This is a genomic window from Nostoc sp. (genome assembly GCF_041747015.1).
In the GTDB taxonomy this organism is placed as follows: domain Bacteria; phylum Cyanobacteriota; class Cyanobacteriia; order Cyanobacteriales; family Nostocaceae; genus Nostoc.
In genome coordinates this window covers 1-19,001 of the sequence record NZ_JBGTFY010000366.1, presented here as the reverse complement: position 1 = coordinate 19,001, position 19,001 = coordinate 1, and the positions used below count along the sequence as shown (strand labels likewise).

The following is a 19,001-nucleotide window of genomic DNA, read 5'->3' as shown; positions in this document are numbered from 1 at the left end:
CTTTAGCCGTAACATTACTACTCAGACAAGCAATGCAGGTATAGGGTTTGGGATATTTTTGGCTATTGTTGGTATTTTATTGCTGTGCTTTCGAGTCTATTGGGCTTTGCGTTATCGAAAAATGGCTAAACTTTTACAAACACCAAATTCTCAAAACCATCCCAGAAAAGAAGATGTAATTCAAAATTTACGAATTGGATTACTCGTGAGTTTGGTAGGATTATTAATAGCTTTTATCGCTTCGGAAGTGACGGTTTCAATCATTTTGGGTAAAGCAGTAGCACAACCTCAAGGTGTTGCAATTTATCAGCCAGAAAATGTAATTCGTTCACTAGACATTTTTGTGATGTTAGCAAACATCAACATGATTGGCGCTCACTTTTTTGGTGGAGTTACCTCTCTTGGTCTACTCTATTGGTTAGAAGAGTAATAGGCGCAGGATTAATTTGATTTTGTCAGCTATTGCTATGGAAGTACTAATCTATCTCTAAAGTAGTATTTGCCAAATGTATTAGAATTCTCCTCGACTTTTCCACCATTGAGATTTAACCTCAAAATACAGTCTGTTTTCATGTCTCCTCTTTTGGTTGAGCGGCTCAACTTTCCCTAAAGTACATAATCAAAAATTTGAATTATTGCAAAAAAAAAAAATTAAAGTTTCTCTAAGCCAAGAGTATTTTATGATCTTTCACTAGATGTCACAATTGGAATTTTGAAACAACAAGCAAAGATAAAATTATCAGGAGGTATTTATGTACAAATTCAATCATTCTTCTTTCAAGAAAGTTGGATCGGTAGGAACAATTTTTGGAACGTTGCTGATTGGTTTGTCTGCAATGAGTCAATCAGCAGTAGCACAGCCGCGAATTTCCCAAATTAATCCTTGCCCTAGTATTTTCTACGAAGAACCACACCGTAATCGAGTTTTGGTTCCAGCAGGATGTCCACCGAATGCTGCAACTTTAAGATTCGGAGGACAACAAGGAACTACTGGTTCTCAGAGTATTATGGTTCCTGCCTATCCTATGAATGGAAGACGCACAAATGTTAATGTTATACAACCACCTGCTCCAGAAAGTCGGCAAAGTGCGATCGCAACTATCACACCAACAGCAGGTACAGTCGATGTCAAATTGAAAAATAACACTAACGCTGGTATCTCTTATCAAGCGATCGGTCAGACCCAATCTCGATATCTTGCAGGTGGACAAGAATTTGTCTTACGAAACTTACCAACACCTATTAGTATTACCTTGGTACGTCAAGATGGTGGACTGCTTAAAGTTATGCCCACGTCTACCTCTGAAGGGACACTTGCAGTTTCGTTAGATGAAACAACCAATTTCGGTAACAATCAAGGCGTATTGAGAATTCAAAAAGATGGTCAAGTCTTTTTGAATTAATATAATTCACCGTAGAAATGTTGAATGCCTTAAAATGCTGATTACGACAAATTAAAAGTTTTTCGGTCGTTCAACAATATCAGCTTCAGTTGAAGACTCATCATTATAACTGACGTAAATACGTAAAATTTTTTGAATAATAAGTCATCAACTGAACTTGATGTTAGTCAATATGTTAGTCAACCCAATGGAGATTTTCAAATGATCAACTTTATTCAAACTAAGTGGAGTTCTAAAGGAGCTATTGCTCTGGCGCTTTTTGCAGTAATGCTTGGAGGTTGTACCAACGAACTAGATCAACAAGCCGGAGTACCAGAAACCAATGTGACTACAGAAGAAGTTGCAGACAATACAAACGAACTAATTGGTAAAACTGTAACAATTAGAAGTACACCCGTTAGGAAATTGGGGCCGTCAACTTTTACAATTGCCGATAAGCAATTTTTTAGTGCTAAACCAATTTTAGTTGTAAATGCTTCAGGTAAAACTTTCACCCTGCCTACTGACGCAAATACACCAATTCAAGCGACAGGCCCAGTTCGTAACTTTGTGATTGCGGATATTAATCGAGATTACAACTTGGGCTTAGATCCAAACTTTTACAAAGAGTACGAAACCCAACCTGCAATTATCGCTCAATCAATTGCACTTGCTCCTAAACCAGGTGAACTTACCACAAATCCTCAACTATACTACGGTAAAAATTTGGCAGTGACAGGTGAAGTGGAAAACATCAGAAATGCCAATTCCTTCACCTTAGACGAAGACAAATTATTTGGTGGACAGGACTTGTTAGTGATCCGCGCCGGTACTCCAAAAGGAGTTGTCAATGAAGGTGAGAAAGTTGCAGTCACAGGTGTATTGCGTCCGTTTGTTGTAGCTGAACTAGAACGAGAATATAACCTTAAATGGGATTTAACCTTACAAAAGCAGCTAGAAGCAGAATACAGAAATAAACCTGTGTTAGTTGCAACAGAGGTTTATCCTTCAGCAATTCCGCAATAAGGTATTCTACAGCATTGTCTATCAGGAAAACTTTTCATCAATAGCCTCAAGATAAATAAGAACAAGGGCAATGAGTGACAATTCTCAAAGGGGAAATTTTTTACAGGCGTTAGGTCAAGCAGGAGTATTAGTTTTCCTGGTAGCGATCGCTCTGATAGCGAGGAGTTGTAGCTTTTTTGACGCAAAGGCAACTATCACTAACACATCTGAAATTGCTGAAAACACCGACGAATTTATCGGAAACTCTGTAACAATTAAAAGCAGAGTAATTCAGAAAATTGGTTTGAGTTCATTCACGGTTAGTGATGCACGGTTCTTTCGCGGTAAACCTCTTGTAGTTGTCAATGCTTCAGGTGTACCTTTTAATCTACCATCTGACGAAAATATCAAAGTGCAAGTTACTGGTCAGGTTCGTAATTTAGTAATTCCCAAAATTGAGCAAGAGTTTAATCTTAATATGCAGGATGAATATTACAAAAATTACATCAATAAACCTGCAATTATCGCTCGATACCTTGTATTAGCGCCTCAACCTGGCCAAATAACACAACGTCCCGAACAATATTATCGTCGTCAAGTTGCAATTACAGGGAAAGTAGAAAATATCCGCAGTCCGGTTTTACTAACCCTAGATGAAAACCAATTGTTTGGTGGGCAAGATTTGCTAGTTTTATTAAAAGCACCGCCCAAAGTAGCAATAAATCAGAACCAGACAGTATCGATAACTGGTGAAGTTCGTCCTTTTGTCATTACTGAAATTGAGAAAGAATATAATTTTACCTGGGATCTAAATGTCAAAAGAGAGTTAGAGGCTGAGTACGGCAACAGACCTATTTTAGTTGCTGAAACTGTATATCATCCTTCTTAGAAATTCTCAGTTTTTTATGACGATCTTAAATGCTGTGCTTTCTGTAAGACTCTATGAGATCGTTATGTAGCTTTTCAATTACAGCTACACAGATTAAAGCCGTAACAAGTTTGGGTGGATAGCAATAAAGTAGCTAATTGAGGATAATGCTGGATTTAGAACACTTTGAACAAGTTTGCTGGCAAGGGTTGTTCACTAATTTTGAACACTGTAGTTAACTTGAAGAAGATTATGCCAAATTCTTTTTCTTTTATTTACTCTCGTTTCTATCGTCGCTGGTTGTATTTATTACTGTCAGTTTTAGTAGCGCTTGGTATTTGTGTGGGTTCACCCCAAAAGACACAGGCAATTTCATTGTTTGACCTCTTGAATCAAGGAATCCAAATATTTCAGCTATCCACTATTTCTGATCGAGAAGAAGTCCAACTAGGCAAGCAGATTAATCAACAGTTAGTTAATAGTGATATTAAGCTTTATCGCAATCAGAATGTGAATCGCTATGTCAATCAAATTGGTCAATGGTTGGCTACAAATAGCACTCGTCCTGATATTCCGTATACATTTCAGGTAGTTCAAGATGAGAGTATAAATGCCTTTGCCACAATGGGAGGTTATGTTTATGCCACTACCGGATTGCTAAAAGCCGCAGATAATGAAGCTCAATTAGCCAGCGTTATCGCTCACGAAATCGGTCATATTGCTAGTCGGCATTCAATAGAACAGATGCGAGAAACAGCGATCGCTCGTGGTTTTGCTACAGCAGCCGGATTAGAACGCAGTACAGCAGTTCAGATTGGTGTGGATTTGGCATTACGCCGTCCCCACAGCCGCCAAGATGAATTTGAAGCCGATCAAAGAGGACTAAGGACTTTAGGACGTGCTGGTTATGCTCAGTCTGCCATGATTGCTTTTATGCAAAAGTTACTCCAACAGCGATCGCTGCCGACATTTTTGAGTACTCATCCTGCAACAAGCGATCGCATTACTGCCTTAAAAAGTGCAGCTAATTCTCAAAAAGCTCATAGAGGTGGCGGTTTAAACAATACTGTATATGAGGAAAAAATTCAACCTTTAAGTTAGTTAATCATAAAATTAAACAGTTTTTACAGGAGTAAAAAACATGGCTTTATACAAACTTAGCGAATACAATCCCAACTACAAAGATGAAATTTTTGATGGTAATGACATCAAAAGAATTGATGTTTATGCCGATGATAACAGGGTTGGCTTTGTTGTCAATATACTAGTTGATGAAAGTGATGGACGTTTCCGGTATTTCATCATTGATACAGGCTTCTGGATTTTCGGCAAAAGAGTATTGCTCCCAGTGGGTTTAGCTCGTCTTGACTATGAGAAGAAACATCTTTTTGTTCCTAAACTAACTAAAGAGCAAGTAAAAAATCTACCTGAATGGAGCGAAGATTTAGCAATCGATAATGATTATGAAGAGCAAGTGAGAGGGGTTTACCGACCTTTAGTACTATCAGTAATGCCGGGTATGTTAGGTACTCCTGCTGTTTATAACTACACCCTAGAGCCTTGCTTTTACGAACTGAGCGATCCCAACTTCAGAACCTATGAAGAAAACCTGAGAAATGGGAGAAATCTAAACAGAGCAAAAATTTGATAAGAGGATGTTGGAAAAGTCCTTTTATTGGTATCCAAAGCTTTAAATACCTCTAAATCTTTCGATAAATTGGGAGACTTTGATTTCGGGTTTCCCTCTTTTAAGGGGGGGGTAGGGAGTATCTAAAAATGCCTCAAGTCACAGCGAAACACTTTTCCAACAACAGGCGCATCATTGCAAATAGTTGAGCTTTATCCAGTTATAAAAACAGTTGACTATTGATGGTATTTATGGCCCTAGAACGGCTACAGCAGTAGCTACCTTTCAGCGATCGCAAAGAATAGTTGGTGATGGTAGGGTAGGAGCGCTGACATGGCAAGCTTTACGCAGTAGTATACCACCCGTGCGTCGTCGTGCTTTCTAACAGATAGATGTAATTAGCTCAATTCCAGCATTCTCAGAAAATCTATCTGCGATGGTTGCTCAACCCATCCAAAGGCAAATTGAGCATTTGAGATGAATTCATCAACGATATTAGTACTAATGAGATAGCAAAAAATGAGTAATAAAAGCGATGTCTACGACGGGCTACCTCTAGGCAATTTTTCAACAAATATTAATAACACACAGCAGGCACAAAACGCTGTAAACATCCCAGATTCACCCCAAGGTTGGGATAACCTGAAATGGCTAGGGCCTAGTTTTTTGTGGATGCTTTCGGCTGCGGGTTCTGGAGAGTTACTGTTTACGCCAAGAATTGCCGCACTTTACGGTTACACCCTGTTATGGGCGCTACTTGCTGCTGTGGTTTTGAAATGGTTTATTAATGGTGAAGTTGGTCGCTTTTCAGTTTGTACCGGCGCAACTATTCTAGAAGGTTTCAAACAATTTCCCGGCCCCAAAAACTGGGCAATCTGGTTGATTTTGCTACCGCAGGTAGTAGTAGCAATTTCTACCGTTGCTGGACTTTCAGGAGCCGCTGCGACAGCGCTAATTTTGGTTGCTGGAGGAAGTGTGCAACTATGGACAGTAATTATCATTGTTGTGACAGCTGCGATCGTACTTTTGGGGCAATACAATGTAGTGGAAAAGATTTCTTCTTATGTGGGGATTGCCCGTACTGTAGCAGTGGTAGCTGCGGCTATTTTCGTTTTCCCTAATGTTCGCCAACTAGCATCCGGGTTAGTACCGCAAATTCCACAAGATATACAGTATCAAGAAATACTGCCTTGGTTGGGTTTCATGTTGGCAGGAGCAGCCGGATTAATGTGGTATTCTTACTGGGTAGAAGCTAGAGGATATGGTGCAGCTAGTGTTAAAGGAAAAGAGAGCATAGACCCTAAGCAACTCAACCAGGAGCAAAAAAAGAAACTGCGCGGTTGGCTAAATTTGATGACTATATCCAACACTTTAGCAGTGATTGGTGCGCTTTTAGCGGCGTTGTCTTTCTTGATTCTGGGTGGTGAGTTACTACGTCCACAAGGACTTGTACCAAAAGAAAATCAGGTTGCGGAAACTTTGGGTAGCTTGCTTGGCGACCTTTGGGGGCCATTTGGCTTTTGGTTTATGGTGGCGATCGTTTTTATTACCTTTTGTAGTACCGTACTATCGGTAGAAGATGGTTTTGGACGAATGTTTGCCGATGGTACGCAGATATTACTGCAAGGGTTTGGCGTGCGGGGACGCTGGACAAATGAAAAGTTTTTGCAGCGTTTCTATATTGTAGTGCTACTGGTAGCCTTACCCATCGCCGTTTACCTGTTTTTCGGTGAACCTGTCGGCTTACTACAAACCGCAGGCGGAATTGAAGCTGCTCACATCCCCATCGTCACAGGACTGACTCTTTATTTAAATCATCGAATGTTGCCCAAGGAACTGCAACCATCAAAAATTATTTTTGGTGGAACAGCGATCGCTGGCATATTTTTTGGTGTATTTGCAATTATTTATCTGTTGCAACTGCTTGGTATAATTGGCTCAAGCGGCGCTTCAGGTTAATAAATATAGTGTAGAGAGCAGTTTGATCTTTCTGAATTCTAAATAGTTACTATGCCGTATGAAACTACCCAATTCACCCCTAGAACCAATTAGGCAACCAGTTAAAGAAATAACTTCTCTCCCTTGGTTTGAGCGACTAGCACGATTAGGATACGCAGCAAAAGGCGTAGTTTACTTTATTGTTGGGTTATTAGCAGCCCAAGCTGCCATTGGTTCTGGTGGTAAAACCGCGAATACAACTGGTGCGTTAAAGGCAATTGTTGTCCAACCTTTTGGAAAATTTTTGCTAAGTATCGTTACCCTTGGAATTATTGGGTATGTACTTTGGCGTTTAGTTCAGACGTTTTTTGATCCTGAAAAAAGTAAAAAACCAATTAATGCTAAACGAATTGCCCAACGGATTGGTTATGCTATCAGTGCTTTAGGTTATACAGGTTTGGCTTTGACATCTGTAAAGCTGATTATGGGTTCATTCGTTGGCGATAGCGATTCAACTGAGGATTGGACAATATATATCTTGGCTCAACCCCTTGGGCGATGGCTAGTAGCACTGGCAGGGATGATGGTAGTTAGTGTTGGTCTTTCTTACCTTTATAAAGCGTACAAAGGCAAATTCCGTTACCATTTAAAACTTTCTCAAATGAGTTTAACTGAGGAAAATTGGGCAGTGCGTATGGGTAGATTTGGCATTGCTGCCCGTGGCATTGTTTTTGGCATTATTGGCATTTTCTTGATGTTGGCGGCAATTCAATCTGATGGCACTCAGGCTAGAGGGTTGGGTGGTGCATTGGCGGTTCTGACACAACACCCCTTTGGTCTTTGGCTTCTGGGTGTAGTAGGTTTGGGTTTGATTGCTTATGGCATCTATTCAGGAATAGAGGCTCGCTATCGGCATATTGCTAATTTATAATTTTTAACGCAATCGCTAATTTTTGCTGCATTTGTAAAGCTGGTTATTTTGCCATTAATTGCTCAACTTTATAACTAATCATCTTGGCCAGTTTAGTATTTTATCCAAAATTACCAATATTTTTGCAAAAATACCGTAGTTGAGAACCTTTTGTTATGACTGTTTCGACCAAACCTCTTTCTAATCGCATCGCCATAGTTTTCGATTTTGATGATACTCTGGTTCCAGATACCGTTGATGCTTTGTTAGAAAGCTTAAGTATTGATGCTCTGGAGTTTCGCCAAGAAAAAATTCGACCCTTAATTGACAAAGGATGGGATAAAATCCTAGCTCGATTTTATGCCCTCATTGAAGAGTCAAAACGACAAGGTAACAAAATTACACAAGAATATATTGCTAGCTTTGGTCAAGAATTAGCTCCCTTTGATGGCGTTAATAAAATGTTTGACCACTTGCAACAATGCGCCCACGAATTAAATCCAAAAGTAGAGGTAGAATTTTATTTAATAACTTGCGGTATGGTGGAAATTGCTCGTCATAACTGTATTGCTCCAAATTTTAAAGCAATGTGGGGTTGCGAATTTTCTTATGGCGATCACAACGGCATAGAGTTTTTAAAGAAGATTGTCACTCACACAGAGAAAACCCGCTATCTTTTCCAAATTGCCAAAGGTTTTGATGATTACCAAGATGATGGTAAAGCATTTGTATATCGAGATTTACCACCAGAGGAATTGCACATTCCACTGGCACAGGTGATTTATGTTGGTGATGGTGCGTCAGATATTCCCTGCTTTTCTCTAATGAATCAAGAACAGGGTACAGCGATCGCATTATATAAAGACAGTACTCCAGAAGAATGGGGACGAGATTTAAAAATGACTCAAAGTCAACGGATTGCTAACCTCGCGCCTGTTGACTACAGCGAAAGTTCTGAACTGATGCAATCTCTAACACTCGCGGTAGAAGGTCTTTGCAAGCAGATTGCTTTGCAGCAATTGAGTATAGGTGAGTAGAACTGCTAAAAACAACCCACAGTCATCTTGCCAAAGCAACCACTCTATCCCTGGCTTAATTCCAGCCAGTTTGAGAATGTTTTACTCAGCACTATCATTTACATTTCAGTAATTAAAAAGGCAGGAAAATGCAGAAAATTTGGTACAAAAATGCAATTTTTTACTCCTTGGATGTTGAGACATTCATGGATTCAGATGGCGATGGTATTGGCGATTTCCAAGGACTAACTAAGTGTCTAGATCATCTTTCTGGACTGGGAATTACCTGTTTATGGCTATTACCGTTTTATTCTTCTCCCAATCGAGATAACGGCTACGATGTCATGGACTACTACAATGTTGATCCACGATTGGGGACATTAGGAGATTTTGTACAGTTCATACATCAAGCAAGCGATCGCGGTATTCGAGTTCTGGTTGATTTAGTGGTAAATCATACATCAAATCAGCATCCTTGGTTTCAACAAGCGCGTTCAGATAAACACTCCAAGTATCACGATTACTATGTGTGGTCTGAAAATCCACCTAAAACCAAGCCAGAACAGATAATTTTTTCTGGAGTAGAGGATAGTCTTTGGGAATACGACGAACAAGCTAATGCTTACTATCTGCATCACTTTTACAAAGAGCAGCCTGATTTAAATATTGCTAATCCTGCGGTACGGGAAGAAATCTACAAAATTATGGGTTTTTGGCTGCAACTTGGTGTGTCTGGGTTTCGCATCGATGCTGCGCCATTTTTAATTAATCCACTTGGCATCCCAGATTGTCCAGACTTAGAAACTTTCCTCAAAGATATGCGAGAGTTTATTACCTCGCGTCGGGGTGATGCAATTCTGTTTGCAGAAGCAAATGTCAGTTCTGACAAAATACCTGTTTACTTTGGTAATGGCAATCGATGTCAGATGTTATTTAACTTCTTGCTCAACCAATATATGTTTTTAGCTCTGGCACGTAAAGATTCACAAACTTTACTTGACGGACTGAAATCATTACCTGATATTCCTGATATTGGTCAGTGGTTAAATTTTGTCCGCCATCATGACGAACTCAACCTTGACTTAATTAGCGACTCCCAAAGGGAAGAAATTTTTCAGGCTTTCGCACCGGAAAAGAATATGCAAATTTTTGGCAAAGGCGTTCGTCGTCGTTTACCACCAATGTTAAAAGGTGACAAACGTCGCATTGAACTCACATACAGTCTGCTATTCAGCTTACCTGGGATACCTCTGCTACGCTATGGCGAAGAAATTGGGATGGGTGAAGACCTTTCACTTGAGGGGAGAAATAGTGTTCGCACAGTCATGCAATGGTCAGATGCACTCAATGGCGGCTTTTCTACCGCTTCGTCAGATGTTCTTACCCGACCTGTGATTAAAGAAGGAGAGTATGGTTATAAACAGGTGAATGTGGCAGATCAACAACGCGATCGCAACTCCTTAATCAATTGGATGGAACATATAATCCGTATTCGCAAACAGTGTCCAGAGTTTGGTTCGGGTAAATGGCAAATTATAGAAACCGATCAACCGTGTGTGTTTGCTCACTGCTGCGAGTTGGAAGGTGAAAGTGCGATCGCTTTACATAATCTAGGCGATCGCTCATGTACAGTCACGCTAAAATCTGATGAGTATAACCATTTAATTGATATATTTGGCGATTCCCAATACGAACCTCTGGATGTTAATTTGCCTTCCATCCCAATAGAAGCATACGGCTATCGCTGGTTTCGCGTTAGGTAAAAAGCATGATCGCTGCAATATGTGCGATCGCCTTAGCCATCATACATTTGTATTCAGGTAAACTACAATTTATTAGAGCTAAACCGCGTAGTCGTTGGCTCTCATTTGGCAGTGGGGTATCTGTTGCTTATGTGTTCGTTCACATTTTGCCAGAACTAAGTAAAGCCCAAATAACACTCCAAAGCAGTTTGAATATTGGACTTGCTTTTTTAGAGCATCACGTTTATTTGGTAGCACTTTTAGGTTTAGCAGTGTTTTATGGCTTAGAACGATTTGCAAACAAGTCGCGTCAACGCAATCAAAAAGCAGGGAAGGGAGATGTTACTGCTTTAGACGTTTTTTGGATACATATTGCTTCTTTTGCTGTTTATAACGCCTTAATTGGCTACTTGTTAGTACACCGAGAAGAATCAAGTATCAAGAGTTTATTGTTCTATTTTTTTGCGATGGCACTGCATTTTGTAGTCAACGATAATGGTTTGCGCGAAAACCACAAACAAATATATGACCGGATTGGGCGGTGGTTGTTAGTAGCTGCGATCATTGTTGGTTGGTTAATTGGCATTGGTACACAAATTCATCAAGCGGCTGTTGCGGTTCTCTTCGCCTTTTTATCGGGAGGTATTGTACTCAATGTCCTTAAGGAAGAATTACCAGAACAGCGAGAAAGCCGCTTTTGGGCATTTACATTCGGTGCGTTCGGCTATGCAATTCTTTTATTAGCTCTTTAATTATTAAATGTCCCGTCGCCGAACCATATTAGTTAAAAAACTTAGTAATAATAATGTAAAAATAACTATCACAAAAGATATCCAGTTAAATTCAATACTAAATCCTTTTGTATTATTTATCCAACGGGAAATCCAGAAAGAATTATTACCGATAATAAATGAAGGAACTTCTAAGGTTTTCAATACTGGTATTAGTAAAAAGCTAAAAATCACCACCAACGCCAAAGCCATAAAAGCGAGGTTTAACAAAGCTTTTACACCTGAACGCTTACCAGTTTTATCAGTTCTAGCAAAAGGAAGTTCTCGGCAAGTCACACTAGGAGGTGCGTAAATTGCTATGCCTTCTTCTCTATCTTCGACTCGAATTGACTGCGGACAACGTAGTAATTGTACTGCTATCCAGATATCTCCAATTGCACCGCTTGTATTGAATGCAATTACCCAAATTAACCAGCTTGCTTGGGGAAAAATTGCTAGCAGTAACAAACACGCAACATCAAGGACTATCAATGGTGCTAAACCAATGAAAATAAAAGCATTCCGGCGAAACAAGTCACCTGGTGAAGTGGCGTAAGCTAGGGGTAAGAAATACTTAAATTTAAATCCATAACGTGGCGAACCACCAAAAGCAGCAAACGCTATTCCATGCACCAATTCATGAACAATGATGGTGACAAAAGTAATGGCCAGTAAAATCACAAAAGCAAGAATACCTCGCCAAGCTCCACCTCCAGCACTTTCTACACTAAAAATTACTGCTTGTTCGTGAATAATACTATAATACCAACTTGCACCTGCTGCTGCCAATATTAACAGTAATGAACCTAAAGTAGTCCAAATCAGTGATATTTCTGGAGTTAAGCGAAATACATAAATTGGCTCATTGCGAGTTGCTATATTCATAATTCCTGCTCATTATTAATCCTTGCTTTCCAAATTAATAATATTTAGTGTTTATTTCATCACTCTACAGGTTTATCTAGCTTCAAAATCCTTATTTGAACGCTTCTTGTAGTTGTTCAGATGTCAAAGATTTTATTAAACTTAACGGTAGTGGTTGCTGACTAATTGTATTAACGTAATCTGGACTCAAGTAGGAAAGATAACTTGACTGTTGGGCAACATACGTTTCAAAAAATGGAACACTCAAAGCTTTAACATAACGACGTGCCAAGGCTGGACTTGAACCGATTACCTGTGTAGGAACAGGTACGGTGGCATTTGGTGATTCTGCAATAGTAGAAAAGTGTGTGCCGCCATTGATGAGTGCTAAATATTTATTTTGAGTTGTTAGCCAAGTAAAAGGTTCAATTTGCTCTGTTAAAGCTGGAGCAACAGTATCAGAACTACCAGATACAATCATCACCGGAATTTTGATTTGGCTGAGACTAGCTTGACCAAAAATACTGCTATTAACTGGATTAATGGCAATTGCTGCTTTTATCCTGGGGTCAGATAAGTTGTATTGAGCATTTGGTAAATTGACTGCCAAACATTGAAGGAGAAGCGAAACATTTAACGTATCTTCTAAAGCTGGACAGTCGGCTTTCAGTTGCCCAAAATTAATCTTTGCACCCGCCAATGCTAATGCCGTATATCCACCAAATGATTGCCCAACTACACCAACTTGTTCTAAATTTAAGCGTCCCCTAAATGTTGAATTAGACTTTGATAACCGAGTGAGTTCATCTAGTAAAAACTTAATATCTAAAGGTCTGTTAATTAGCTCTCTAGGATTAGTAACTCTATCTGCTATACCTGCCAATAATGCTTGTATTTGTTGTGAATTACTGCCAGGATGTTCTGGAACAGCAACCACAAAACCATAGGAAGCGAGATGTTCAGCTAGATATGCAAAACTCGTTCTATCAGAACCAAGTCCGTGGGAAATGACAATTATCGGACGAGGAGTTTGAGCAGTTGGGAGGTAAATATCAGCAGGAAATCTCCTCTGACGTGAGAGGTCATTAAGTGTAATTGTTTGTTTTGAAAAATTAAAACTTCCGGTTTTACCCAAGTCCATTAATGGAACGGTCTTAAGTGTAGAAGCTGTAGTTACTTTTTTTTGGGATTGTTGGTTAATAAATGCTACTGCATTTTGAGTTTGATTGACTAAATTCTGTAATGACTCTGCAATTGCCAAACTCTGGTTCAAGTTAATTGAAATTGCACTTGCCGGAAACTTGCTTAATACATTTAAAAGCGTAAACTCTTTTTGATCTGCGGCTGACAAAATCAGTGCTGCACGAATTGCATAAAACCCTGACAAGTTAGATTCTGTCTGAATAACTTTTCCTAACTTTTCTAATAATCGTTCGCCAATGGGTGTATAAAGAAACTGCGAAACTTCTACTTGATTTAAGGAAATAGGAGTTAGTAAAACTTTTCGCAGTTGAGCTAGTTGCTTTTTGTCTACATAGTTTCTATATGCAGCTAAATTCTCGTCCACTTTGCCTGTTCTAGCATAGGTTTCGAGTGAACTAATTGGGATAGACCTCTCTAAAAGACCGTAATTGAATCTTATCCTCTCTGCACCTAAAGCGGGATAAGCAGTTAATGTAGGCAGCAACCCTATACTAAAAATTCTCAAAGCTAATTTCAGCCAAACAGTTTGTTTATTTATAGTTTTAGTCATTATATATCACTTGAAATACTATATTAGGCAACGATAAAATTAGCAGATAATAAAATTTCATAGAGATTAATATCTCTTTCAACTAAGCAGGCATGACCACTATGAGGTAAAGTTATTGTTTGAGAATTAGGAAAAATATTATTTAAATGTTTTGCCTCTGCTTCTGAGGGCAAAAGTCGATCATCTCTACTAGCAATTAGTAATACAGGTTGAGTAATTTGGGATAATTTATTTTCGTCAACATCAAATTGTCTCATCAAGGATAGCCGTTGATTAGCAATTTCTTTTGGTGCAGAACTGGTAGATTTTGAAAGAGCAAGGCTTGCAGCAGGTGAAATTTGACTTAAATTAGCTAGAAAAGGCAAAGATAAAAACGAAGAAATTTTATAAAATAATTGAGGTGTGTAAGGAAACAAAAATGAACCTAAATTTAGCCAAGGGACTCGATGAAATGAAGAAGCAGAATTAATTAAAATAATCTTGGTAAATAGTTGAGGAAATTTTTCTAAGATTTTGAGTGCCAAACAACCACCGAATGATTCCCCACAAAGATAAACAGGCGAACGTGGTACTTTTTCTAGTTCTATCTTGGTTAAAGATACTACTTCTTCTGTCATTTGATCCCAACTTGTTAGCTCATCAGGAGGAATTACAAAGCAACGTACATCAAAGGCAGCTTCTAAACCTGCTGTTTGAATATACATCAATTCCTTGCCAGTCTCATCCATTCCAGGTAGAAATACTAAAAGTGGATAATTAGGGTTAGAAAACTGGGTCGTTAAAAAATAAGGCTGACTACAAATTTTAGATGGCATGATTAAACTAATATTGATAATGGAAGCTATACATGTAGAAAGTCATCAACTAATCTAAATACGATTAAACTAACTCGGAATCAATCCTAATTATTTTTCCAATTTCTTCTGTATTAATATCATTAGCTGCTTGCAAACACTCTTGTTCAGTTTGACTGGTTAAACGTAAATTGAGTAAACTAGCAACCCACCCAGCCGTCAATCCCTGGAGCAAAACTGTCATCATTATTGTTAAAAATACCAAGGCTTTAATTGAATCACCGCCATTAATACCCTGTTTTGTAAGTGAAACTGCAAATAATGAAGCTAAAGAAGCAGCTACAATTCCACGGGGAGCAACCCAAGATAAAAATAACTGTTGTTGCCAGTTTAAATCTTGATTCCAGGTAGATATTAAAATGTTAATAGGACGTATTATCAGCATCAGCACTAGAACTGCCAGAACACTACCCCAACCCAAAGCAAAAATACTTGCAATTGATAAATCTGCTGCTAATAGAATGAACAAAATCGAATTTGCTAAGATGCTCAACTGTTCATTAAACCCACGCAGTAAAAGCTCCGAAGGCAGGTTAGTAGCTCTTAAAACTATCCCCATAACTACAGCAACCACTAGACCAGACTCACCACGTAGCGCCTGGGCCAAACTAAATAAACCCCAGACACTAGCTAAAACAACTAGATTTTTTAACTCTTGGGACAAGAATTGATCCTGTTTGAGAAGTTGGGATAGCAACCAGCCTCCGCCTACACCAATAATTATGCCTAGACCCAAACGCCAAACTAGACCCTTAATTAAAATGAGAGGTTCCACATTTCCACTCAACACAAAATGAAGCACAATTACAGCCAAAATTGCACCAATTGGATCGATAAAAACCCCCTCTCCTTCTAAAAGTGTTGAGACTTCTTTTTCTACACCAATTTGTTTAAGGAGCGGATTAATAACTGTTGGGCCTGTCACAACTACTAAAGAAGCATAAAGAAAAGCAATTGACCAAGGAAATTCACTTAGCCAGTGTGCAGCTATTGCAGCACCCGTTAAGGTAATTATTACTCCCAAAGTGACAAGATTGCGAAGGCTAGTAGAAACTTCTTTTAACTCTCCTAACTGTAGATTTAAACCACCCTCGAATAAAATCACCGCTACTAACAGCGAAACCAGCACTTCTAAACCAACACCCAATAATGATGGATCTAAAAAATCAAAACCATCTCGCCCCAGAAGAATCCCGAACAGAAGTAGCAAGACGATACTAGGAATGTGAAAATAACCAGCTAAAACTTGAGCAGCAATACCAGCCACAACCGTTACACTTATCAAAATAGTAATAGGCAAGGATTCTTCCATAAAAAATTTAAGTTGTGCTGTACAACCTCCTATAATTAAAATCAAAAACCATCAGCAAGTAGGGTAACTTGCTGATGTCAAAAAAGTTTTTAGTTCACAATACAACCTTGACAAAGACTCTAAACATTAGCTAAAGCTGCTCCAGGGACTAATTCTACCTTCACCCAACCTGGTTGCCGTCGGTCAAATGCCTTATATGCGTCAATAACTGACATTAGCGGTTCGACTTGGGTTAAAACTTTTGTTGGGTCTACTGTGCCATTACGAACCAAATCCACCAATGTAGGAATGTATTTGCGGTGGTTACAATTGCCCATGTTGATTGTAAGATTTTTGTTCATTGCCGTGCCGATGGGAAAGAAATTGTGAGTTGGTGGATAAACTCCAATAATCGAGAGCGTACCAGCTTTGGCTAATGCTTGAACTGCCCACTCTAATACTTGAGACGGAGCATTACCCGGATGCCAATTCCCGTTTTGAGGATTGGTTTTAGGGGCAATTTGTTGTAACTGCTGTTGGAATTGTTGTGCTTCTTTTTGAGCTTTTTCGGCTGCTGGGCCACTGTCTGGAGCATTCGCATCTACGCCAACTGCATCAATAGCTCTATCCACACCAACTCCCCCAGTTAGTTCGCGGATTGCCTCAATTGGATCTTCGGCATTGTAATCAATGATTTCTGCACCCAAATCACACGCCATTTCTAAACGTGAGGGAATTGTATCTACTGCAATGATGCGTCCTGCACCGAACAATCTGGCACTGACGATCGCAAACTGCCCAACGGGGCCACAACCGAAGATGGCAACTGTATCTCCTGGTGTAATCTCTGCAATATCGGCTCCAAAGTATGCCGTAGGGAAGATGTCAGACAACAGAATTGCTTGGTCGTCTGTAACCTCTTTTGGTAATTTTACTAACCCTGCATTGGCATAAGGAATTCGAGCATATTCCGCCTGCAATCCATCGAAGGGGCCTGCTGCTTCTGGGCCTCCAAAAAAAGCTGTCCCGGCAGTATGCCCGTGAGGATTGGCGTTATCACACTGAGCATGATAACCTGTGCGGCAGTAAGAACAGTAGCCACAAGCAATTGTCGAGGGAACGACAACGCGATCGCCTACCTTAAAATTCCGCACATTAGAACCAATTTCTTCAATAATGCCAACACCTTCATGCCCCAGAATTGTACCGGGTTTCATTCCGGTGAATGTTCCCCGAATCATGTGTAAATCTGTGCCACAAATTGCACTAGAGGTCAGCCGAATAATAGCATCGGTTGGTTCTTTAATTTTTGGTTCTGGGACGTTATCTAATCGAATATCTCCGATTCCGTGAAAAACAACCGCTTTCATGGTGAATACTCCTAATTCATGAGGTTTACATTTCAGACAAAAATGAGTAGCTTGTGTTTTGTGGTATCTCAAAACACGAGAAAATATTTATGCAATAGAGCAAGAAATCTTGTATCCAAATTATTTTTTGATGGATACCTTCAGCAGACAATTGAGCTTATTTTGGGCTACACGACATACGCACTTAGAAATTATGGTATCGATATTGCTATAGTTTCTTATCGTCCTCTAGAAGGAGATAAAAAATTGTAGATACCAATGTCAGGCAAACAAACTCGAAGCAATAGCAAACTTTTTAACAGGATGATGGTTAATAGCGATCGCTTCTAACCCAAGTTGCGAGTTACTTAAAGCGGCAGGATTGTTCCATAGTCGGAGTCTCTTCAAGCTGTACCATTATCAGAACAGCTGGCGCATCGCCTACTGTTCCAGATAAGTGACCCGTATAATCTATAGTTATGCTAATCCCCTTGATCAGCAGCCATTATAGAAAATCAAGCTACTCTTCTTATTGAGCGACAGTTTATAATATTCTATAAAGATGATTAAGAAAAATGATTAAGCCTAAAAATGTGTATCGCGGACACTCAATGGAAAAAGTTGGTCACGGTAAAAGAGCGGAATTTAAAACAACTATCAATGAAAAAGAATGGTCTGCCGTGGCTGAATTAGAGGTAAAAGCAGCAATTGATGCTTGGATTGATGAAGGAATAGAGCTTTAGCTATTGCCTACATAGCTTAAAAATGCCTTGGATAATCCGAATCAGTGGCCTATCGCCATGAAACCGAAACTCGGCTAACTCACCGAGTTGGAACACAGGTTTTTCTTTGGTGTTCGGTTGCAAATTACCTGTGCCAATAAGTTCGCTACCCCAAACAGTAATATTGTCATAAAGAGTGAAGATTTCGTATTTCCAGCCATGTTGTGACCATTCGACACCGCAGCAGTAACCGAAAGCTTTGACTCTCTTGATGTACACCTGTTCAACCAAACTTACTAGCAACGGCGGGATTCGTTGGCCCCAAGGTGGGGAGATGTACCAGCACTGTTCTAAGTTTTGGACAAGGTTAATCATACAGTCACTCCTAATAATTTGCTCTGTGCAGATATAAATAATTGAATTGCGAAACTGGGAGGGACAGAGTAGCCTATAATCGACCCAGCCGTAGCAGTCTCAGGCGGGAACTCATACCAAGACGGAAAACCTTGCAAAATGGCTGCACCTTGAATTGACAAAGATTTAACTATCCCATCAGGCAACCAAATATCAGCGAACTTACTACGGTTGCAGCCCTTGTGATCGGTGAAATGCGAGCGCAGAATGGTGTTACAGGGGAAATTTCCAGGTTTGTATTTGGACTGTGTACGTCCCCCAACTCTTTCTATTAGCAGTGGTGTTGGCGCATTCCCGGCTAAAAATTTCTCCAAAGCTTGTTGCTGTTTTGGTAGTAGATGTGAATCAGGCATTGTGGTTGAGTCGATGGGGGATATTATTCCCCGCACCTCTCAGTTAAATCTGGGCGTGCGACTTTCACCGCACCCAGCTTCCGATGTTCTCAGCTTGCGCTTTTGCTCATGTGTTTGTAATCGTGACAACTCTCATGAATTGC

Annotated in this window: 19 protein-coding genes and 1 pseudogene; 13 read left to right on the top strand and 7 right to left on the bottom strand. The window is 39.6% G+C overall.

Annotation, left to right across the window (positions count from 1 at the left end; translation table 11 throughout):
- The 12 genes from ACEW80_RS29195 to ACEW80_RS29140 form a co-directional block, all read left to right on the top strand.
- The coding region (locus ACEW80_RS29195; protein ID WP_373529957.1) for a DUF3611 family protein at nt 1–430 on the top strand (430 nt) is incomplete at its 5' end.
- Between the two features lie 322 nt (nt 431–752).
- Entirely contained in the window at nt 753–1,403 is a 651-nt protein-coding gene (locus tag ACEW80_RS29190; RefSeq protein WP_373529956.1) for a hypothetical protein, read from the top strand.
- A 201-nt stretch (nt 1,404–1,604) separates the two neighbouring features.
- Complete coding sequence (locus ACEW80_RS29185) at nt 1,605–2,408, top strand: hypothetical protein (RefSeq protein ID WP_373529955.1); 804 nt, start codon at nt 1,605–1,607, stop codon at nt 2,406–2,408.
- 70 nt (nt 2,409–2,478) lie between these two features.
- Nucleotides 2,479–3,276, top strand: coding sequence for a hypothetical protein (locus tag ACEW80_RS29180; protein ID WP_373529954.1), 798 nt, complete (start codon nt 2,479–2,481; stop codon nt 3,274–3,276).
- A gap of 231 nt (nt 3,277–3,507) precedes the next feature.
- Nucleotides 3,508–4,356: a M48 family metallopeptidase gene (locus ACEW80_RS29175; protein WP_373529953.1), complete on the top strand. Its 849-nt coding sequence runs from the start codon at nt 3,508–3,510 to the stop codon at nt 4,354–4,356.
- Nucleotides 4,357–4,396: 40 nt separating this feature from the next.
- A complete protein-coding gene (locus ACEW80_RS29170; RefSeq protein WP_373529952.1) occupies nt 4,397–4,903 on the top strand; it encodes a PRC-barrel domain-containing protein in 507 nt (168 codons plus the stop codon).
- Between the two features lie 211 nt (nt 4,904–5,114).
- Nucleotides 5,115–5,267, top strand: a complete 153-nt coding sequence (locus ACEW80_RS29165; protein WP_373529951.1) for a peptidoglycan-binding protein — start codon at nt 5,115–5,117, stop codon at nt 5,265–5,267.
- 134 nt (nt 5,268–5,401) lie between these two features.
- Nucleotides 5,402–6,841 carry an Nramp family divalent metal transporter gene (locus ACEW80_RS29160; RefSeq protein WP_373529950.1) on the top strand — a complete coding sequence of 480 codons (1,440 nt, stop codon included), beginning with the start codon at nt 5,402–5,404 and terminating at the stop codon, nt 6,839–6,841.
- A gap of 58 nt (nt 6,842–6,899) precedes the next feature.
- Nucleotides 6,900–7,751 carry a DUF1206 domain-containing protein gene (locus ACEW80_RS29155; protein ID WP_373529949.1) on the top strand — a complete coding sequence of 284 codons (852 nt, stop codon included), beginning with the start codon at nt 6,900–6,902 and terminating at the stop codon, nt 7,749–7,751.
- A 155-nt stretch (nt 7,752–7,906) separates the two neighbouring features.
- Nucleotides 7,907–8,767 carry an HAD family hydrolase gene (locus ACEW80_RS29150; protein ID WP_373529948.1) on the top strand — a complete coding sequence of 287 codons (861 nt, stop codon included), beginning with the start codon at nt 7,907–7,909 and terminating at the stop codon, nt 8,765–8,767.
- 128 nt (nt 8,768–8,895) lie between these two features.
- A complete protein-coding gene (locus ACEW80_RS29145; protein ID WP_373529947.1) occupies nt 8,896–10,509 on the top strand; it encodes an alpha-amylase family protein in 1,614 nt (537 codons plus the stop codon).
- Nucleotides 10,510–10,514: 5 nt separating this feature from the next.
- A complete protein-coding gene (locus ACEW80_RS29140; protein ID WP_373529946.1) occupies nt 10,515–11,240 on the top strand; it encodes a hypothetical protein in 726 nt (241 codons plus the stop codon).
- Between the two features lie 3 nt (nt 11,241–11,243).
- Here ACEW80_RS29140 and ACEW80_RS29135 read toward each other — a convergent pair whose 3' ends face one another.
- The 5 genes and pseudogenes from ACEW80_RS29135 to ACEW80_RS29115 form a co-directional block, all read right to left on the bottom strand.
- Nucleotides 11,244–12,143: a DUF3267 domain-containing protein gene (locus tag ACEW80_RS29135; protein WP_373529945.1), complete on the bottom strand. Its 900-nt coding sequence runs from the start codon at nt 12,141–12,143 to the stop codon at nt 11,244–11,246.
- 91 nt (nt 12,144–12,234) lie between these two features.
- A complete protein-coding gene (locus ACEW80_RS29130; RefSeq protein ID WP_373529944.1) occupies nt 12,235–13,875 on the bottom strand; it encodes an alpha/beta hydrolase in 1,641 nt (546 codons plus the stop codon).
- Nucleotides 13,876–13,898: 23 nt separating this feature from the next.
- Nucleotides 13,899–14,690 carry an alpha/beta fold hydrolase gene (locus ACEW80_RS29125; RefSeq protein WP_373529943.1) on the bottom strand — a complete coding sequence of 264 codons (792 nt, stop codon included), beginning with the start codon at nt 14,688–14,690 and terminating at the stop codon, nt 13,899–13,901.
- 166 nt (nt 14,691–14,856) lie between these two features.
- A pseudogene (locus ACEW80_RS29120) lies at nt 14,857–16,041 on the bottom strand (cation:proton antiporter); the annotation flags it as partial.
- A 119-nt stretch (nt 16,042–16,160) separates the two neighbouring features.
- Nucleotides 16,161–17,390 carry a zinc-dependent alcohol dehydrogenase gene (locus ACEW80_RS29115; protein WP_373529942.1) on the bottom strand — a complete coding sequence of 410 codons (1,230 nt, stop codon included), beginning with the start codon at nt 17,388–17,390 and terminating at the stop codon, nt 16,161–16,163.
- 554 nt (nt 17,391–17,944) lie between these two features.
- Between ACEW80_RS29115 and ACEW80_RS29110 the strand changes: the two genes are divergently transcribed.
- On the top strand, nt 17,945–18,112 hold the full coding sequence (locus ACEW80_RS29110) for a hypothetical protein (protein ID WP_373529941.1): 168 nt from the start codon (nt 17,945–17,947) through the stop codon (nt 18,110–18,112).
- On the opposite strand, the gene ACEW80_RS29105 is transcribed toward ACEW80_RS29110, so the two are convergent.
- Nucleotides 18,113–18,466 (bottom strand): DUF1392 family protein, encoded by a 354-nt coding sequence (locus tag ACEW80_RS29105; protein WP_373529940.1) that lies wholly within the window; start codon nt 18,464–18,466, stop codon nt 18,113–18,115.
- Nucleotides 18,463–18,858, bottom strand: a complete 396-nt coding sequence (locus tag ACEW80_RS29100; RefSeq protein WP_373529939.1) for a DNA cytosine methyltransferase — start codon at nt 18,856–18,858, stop codon at nt 18,463–18,465. Before ACEW80_RS29100 ends, ACEW80_RS29105 begins: the two co-directional genes overlap by 4 nt.
- Between the last annotated feature and the right edge of the window lie 143 nt (nt 18,859–19,001).